General features: G+C 76.6%; 4 protein-coding genes. 2 read left to right on the top strand and 2 right to left on the bottom strand.

Annotated features, from left to right (window positions below):
• Together E1300_RS47795 and E1300_RS47790 are read right to left on the bottom strand one after the other, a co-directional pair.
• Nucleotides 1-922 (bottom strand): phytoene/squalene synthase family protein (locus E1300_RS47795; RefSeq protein ID WP_165503332.1); only part of this gene is annotated, 922 nt, incomplete at its 3' end.
• 8 nt (nt 923-930) lie between these two features.
• Complete coding sequence (locus E1300_RS47790) at nt 931-2,400, bottom strand: phytoene desaturase family protein (protein WP_131763879.1); 1,470 nt, start codon at nt 2,398-2,400, stop codon at nt 931-933.
• 300 nt (nt 2,401-2,700) lie between these two features.
• Between E1300_RS47790 and E1300_RS47785 the strand changes: the two genes are divergently transcribed.
• Complete coding sequence (locus E1300_RS47785; protein ID WP_131763878.1) at nt 2,701-3,924, top strand: FAD-dependent oxidoreductase; 1,224 nt, start codon at nt 2,701-2,703, stop codon at nt 3,922-3,924.
• Between the two features lie 228 nt (nt 3,925-4,152).
• On the top strand, nt 4,153-4,551 hold a 399-nt coding region (locus E1300_RS47780), incomplete at its 3' end, for a MerR family transcriptional regulator (RefSeq protein ID WP_306440710.1).

Genomic DNA, 4,551 nt, shown 5'->3' with positions numbered 1-4,551 from the left:
AGCGCGCCTCCGCCGGGACGCGCCGCTCGGCCCGCCCGGCGGCGGACGCGGCGAGCAGGTGCCGGGCGAAGATCGACGCGCGGCGGCGGCGCGGCACCCGCGCCCGCGTGGACAGCACGTCGTACCGGGCGGCGGCGATCTCGTCCAGGATGCCGCCGTAGAGCTGGTGCGCGGCGCGGATGCAGGGCCGCGAGGACGGGGCGAGCAGCTCGATCCCCGCGAGCGCGCGCCGGTAGTGCTCCCGGGCGCGGCCGGCCTCGAAGGCGAGCAGCTCGCGCAGCGCCGGCCCGGTGCCGGAGCCGGCGAGGTCGTCCTCGCGGACGCCGAACGCGTCCAGGTCGGCGCGCGGCAGGTAGACGCGGCCGCGGGCGAGGTCCTCGCCGACGTCCCGCAGGAAGTTGGTGAGCTGGAACGCGCGCCCGAGCTCGCGGGCGGGCGCGCGGGCGCGGTCCGCGGCGCCCGGCACCGTCTCCAGGACGGGCAGCATCATCAGCCCGATCGCCGCGGCGGACCCCTCCATGTAGCCGAGCAGGTCGTCGTAGGTGTCGTACCGGGTGACGGTCAGGTCGGCGCGCATCGACCGCAGGAACGCCTCGACGTCGCCGCGGTCCACGCCGAACGAGCGGACGGTGTGCACGAACGCGGGCAGCACCGGGTCGGCGGGCGGCGTGCCCGCGAGCGCGGACTCCAGCCGTCCGGTGAGCTCGTCGAGCGCCTTCTCGCGGCCGCCCTCGTCGGGGCACTCGTCGACGAGGTCGTCCACGTACCGGGCGAACCCGTACAGCGCGTGGACGTGCCGCCGCTTCCACGCGGGCAGCAGCAGGGTCGCGAGGTAGTAGGAGCGGCCGTGCCGGGCGTTGAGGCGGCGGCACCGCTCGTAGCTCGCGGTCAGCGTCACCGACCGGGTCGTCGGCTGCGTCATCGGCCGGGTCATCGGCTGCCCTCCAGGATCCGTTCGGCGGCCAGCCGCCCGGAGATCAGGGCCGGGGGGACGCCCACGCCGGGCGCGGTGTGCATCCCGGCGAAGTGCAGGCCGGGGACGCGGCGGCTGCGGCCGGAGGGGCGGAACCACGCCGTCTGGCCGAAGCGGTGGTCGAGGGCGAACGGCGTGCCGGCGGAGTGGCCGAGCCGCGCCCAGGCGGGCGGGTCGAGGGTGAGGCCGGGCGCCGCGGACAGGTCGCCGTAGCCGAGGCCCGCGAGGCGGCCCAGCAGCCGCTCGGTCAGCCGCGGGACGGCGCGGTCCCAGTCGATGCCGCTCGTCAGGTTCGGGACGGGTTCCAGCACGCTCAGCGTCGCGTGGCCGTCGGGCGCGGCGGTCGCGTCGGCCTCGGGGTAGGTGACGAGCAGGTTCGGGTCGGGCTGCGGGCGCCCGGCGGCGAGCGCCCGGAACGCGCCGTCCCACTCCCGCCCGAAGTGCAGGGTGTGGTGCGCCTGCCCGGGCAGCCGGCGGTCCAGCCCGAAGTGCATGACCACGCAGGACGGCGAGTAGCGCGGGCGCCGCGTCCGCCAGTCGCGGGCCTCGTCGGGCAGCAGCTCCGCGTGCGCTCGGCCGCGGTCGCAGGCGACCACGACGGCGCTCGCGGGGAGCCGCTCGCCGTCCTCCAGCCGGACCGCCGCCACCCCGGACGCGCGGGTCTCGACCCGGGCGGCGCGGGCGCCGTACTGGATGCACGCCCCCGCCTTCTCCGCGACGCCCGCTAGCGCGTGGGGGATGGCGTGCATGCCGCCGTCCGTGGGGAAGTAGACGCCGCCGACGGTGTCCATGTGGGCGATGACGGCGTAGATGGCCAGCGCCTTGTGCGGCGGCAGCCCGACGTACAGCGACTGGAACGTGTGCGCCCGGACGAGCCGCTCGTCGGTGAGGTGCGCGGCGACGAACCGGTCGAGGCGCCGGAACCCGCCCGACGCGGCGAGCCGCAACAGCGCGTGCGGCCGGGCCATGCCGCGCAGCCGGGTCATGTCGGCGTCGACGAACGCGGGCCACTCCGCCTCGAACATCGCGCCGAGCCGCCGCCGGAACCGCCGGTACCGGTCGGCCTCGGCGGGCCCGCACAGGGCGCGGACGTTCGCGGTCATCTCGTCCTCGCCGGCCACCACGTCCAGGTGGGAGCCGTCGTGGAAGGCCAGCCGGTAGAAGGGGTCGAGGCGCCGCAGCGGGAGCAGGGCGTCGAGGTCCTCGCCGGCGGCGCCGAACGTCTCGGCCAGCACGCCCGGCATGGTGAGCACCGAGGGGCCGGTGTCGAACCGGTAGGGCCCCGCGTTGGCGGTGCCGCAGCACCCGCCGGGCTCGTCGCGGGCCTCCACCACCGTGACCGCGCGTCCGCGCGCCGCGAGGTGGACGGCCGCGGACAGGCCGCCGAGGCCCGCCCCGATCACGACGACGGGGTCGCCGGCCGCCATCAGCGCCGCCCGCGCGGCGCCCGGGCCCGCGCGCCGCCCTGTCTGGAGATCACCGTTTCCTCCATCGTCGTCCGTGGGTTCCTGTCCCTGCCTTCGGGACGCGGCGGCCGATCGGTTGCATCCGGCCGCCGGAAACGGCCGGGGAAGTCCGTCCACGCTTCTCACCAGTTGTAGCAACGTGCCCACTTACGGTGAGTTAATGCTGTTCAGAGCCTCCCGATCGGATCTTGCTCGTGGGTAACCGGCGGCGGTGCGGGCATGGTCACGGTGTTGCGCCGGAGCGATGAGGGGGATGAGCGGATGCCCGACACCGTGATCGTCGTGGGCGCCGGCCTGGCCGGGCTCGCCTGCGCCGCCCGGCTGCACGCGGCGGGCGTGCCGGTGCGGGTCCTGGAGGCGTCCGACGGGGTCGGCGGACGGGTCCGGACGGACGTCGTCGACGGCTTCCGGCTCGACCGCGGGTTCCAGGTGTTCAACACCGCCTATCCCGAGGCCGCGCGCGTCCTCGACCTCGACGCGCTCGACCTGCGGCCGTTCGAGTCCGGGCTGCTGATCTTCCACGAGGGGCGGCGGGAGCGCGTGATGCTGCCCTGGCGGCATCCGGCGCAGGCGCTGAGCGGCGCGTTCGCGGAGATCGGCACCGTCGCCGACAAGGCGGCGCTGGCCGCGCTGACCGCGCGCGACGTGGCCGCTCCCGCCGGGCGCCTGCGCGGCGGCCCGGAGCGCAGCACGGCCGACGAGCTGCGCCACTGGCGGATCTCGGACGCGATGGTCGAGCGGCTGCTGCGGCCGTTCCTCGCGGGCGTGCTCCTGGAGCGGGAGCTGGAGACGTCGAGTCGCTTCTTCCACCTGCTTTGGCGGTCGTTCGCGCGCGGCACGCTCGCCGTGCCCGCGCTGGGGATGGGGCGGATCCCGGCCCAGCTCGCGGTCCGCCTGCCGGAGGGTGCGCTGTCCCTGGAGACCCCGGTGCGCGCGGTCACCGGTGCGGGCGTCGTCACCGCGGACGGCGCCGAGATCCCGGCCGCGGCCGTGGTCATCGCCGCCGACCCGAGGGCGGCGGGCGCCCTCGCGCCGGAGCTGGAGGTCCCCGCGATGCGCGCCGTCACGACCTTCTACCACACGGCGCCCGCGTCGCCGCTGGACGAGGCCGTCCAGATCCTCGACGCGGACGCGGTCGTCACCGACACCCTCGTGATGACCGACGCGGCCCCGGAGTACTCGTCCGACGGCCGCGCGCTCGTCTCGACGTCCGTGCTCGGACTCCACGGCGACGGCGACGAGCCGTGGGTGCGCGACCGCCTGACGGAGATCTACGGCGACACGTCGTCGTGGCGGCACATCGCCACGTATCCGGTCGAGGCGGCCCTGCCCGCGATGCCGCCGCCCCTGCCGCTCCGGCGCCCCGTGCGCCTCGGCGGCGGACGCTACGTCTGCGGGGACCACCGGGACACCGGGTCCAGCCAGGGCGCGCTGGTGTCCGGACGGAGGGCGGCCGACGCCGTCCTGGAGGACCGGGCCCGCTGAGCGTCCCCTCCCGGCCTTTCCGCAGGCCGTGCCCCGGTCGTCCGGACGGTACGGGCATGGTGTCCCGCGGGTGACCTTCGGAGCGCGGCGCGCCGCCGAGTGCAACCGGCGGATCTTTTCCTGCGAAGACCTGGTAGATCGTACGCTTTGCGGTCGGAGGCCGAAGGGACGGACGGGGGACGTATGGGCGGGCCGCCGGATCGGGAGGCCGGGCTGAGCGTGGGCGCGGTGGCGCAGCGCCTCGGCGTGGCCGCCTCCACGCTGCGCACCTGGGACCGCCGCTACGGCATCGGCCCCAGCCGCCGCAGCTCGGGCACCCACCGGCGCTACAGCCCCGCCGACGTGGCCCGGCTGGAGATCATGCAGCGGATGATCCTCGAAGGCGCCCCGCCGGGCGAGGCCGCCCGCGTGGCGCTGGCCGAGGCCACGGAACCGGCCGAGCCGGCCGAGCCGACCGGGTCGGCCGGGCCGTCGGCGCGGGGCCATGGCGCGGGCGGCAACCGGGTGCCCGTCGCGACGGCGGGCGGCGGTGCGGCCGGCGAGCCGGGGGCGGCGCGGCCAAGGCCAAGCACCCCAACTGCGCCTACAAGTGGATGGACTGGATCGTCTCCCCGAAGGCCAACGCGC

The organism is Actinomadura fibrosa (assembly GCF_900659615.1).
GTDB lineage: Bacteria > Actinomycetota > Actinomycetes > Streptosporangiales > Streptosporangiaceae > Spirillospora > Spirillospora fibrosa.
This window is presented reverse-complemented; position numbering and strand designations above follow the sequence as displayed.

Coding starts and splice junctions, on each gene's coding strand:
- E1300_RS47790 (WP_131763879.1), bottom strand. CDS start 2,400: ATGGCGGCCGGCGACCCCGTCGTCGTGATCGGGGCGGGCCTCGGCGGC.
- E1300_RS47785 (WP_131763878.1), top strand. CDS start 2,701: ATGCCCGACACCGTGATCGTCGTGGGCGCCGGCCTGGCCGGGCTCGCC.